The following is a 375-nucleotide window of genomic DNA, read 5'->3' on the forward strand; positions in this document are numbered from 1 at the left end:
TCCAATTTCAGAAAGAGCAAAAGAGATATGGGAATATATTGCTCCCTGATATGGGATTGTTCTGGAGGAATGGAATCATGGTATTGACCATGTGCATGTAATGTTTCGCGCACAGCCTAAAACGGAACTCAGTAAATTTATCAATGCATATAAAAGTGCCAGCAGCAGGCTGCTGAAAAAAGAGTATCCGGAAATCCGGGAAAAACTTTGGAAAGAAGCATTCTGGAGCCAGAGTTTCTGCCTTTTGACGGCAGGAGGGGTACCAGTTGAAGTAATCCGCCAATACATCGAAACTCAGGGAGAGAAAAAGTATTGAACATAGCATATCGTTTCCGGATCTATCCAACAGATGAACAGAAGATACTCCTTGGAAAA

General features: G+C 41.9%; 1 protein-coding gene and 1 pseudogene. Both read left to right on the forward strand.

Annotation, left to right across the window (positions count from 1 at the left end; translation table 11 throughout):
* Positions 1-316 (forward strand): annotated as a pseudogene (gene tnpA / locus OCV61_RS19020) (IS200/IS605 family transposase); the annotation flags it as partial.
* Positions 313-375, forward strand: a 63-nt coding sequence (locus OCV61_RS19025; protein ID WP_158421987.1) for a helix-turn-helix domain-containing protein, incomplete at its 3' end; no start/stop codon positions are given. The pseudogene tnpA and the gene OCV61_RS19025, both read left to right, overlap by 4 nt.

It is taken from the genome of Blautia ammoniilytica (genome assembly GCF_025566965.1).
In the GTDB taxonomy this organism is placed as follows: domain Bacteria; phylum Bacillota; class Clostridia; order Lachnospirales; family Lachnospiraceae; genus Blautia_A; species Blautia_A ammoniilytica.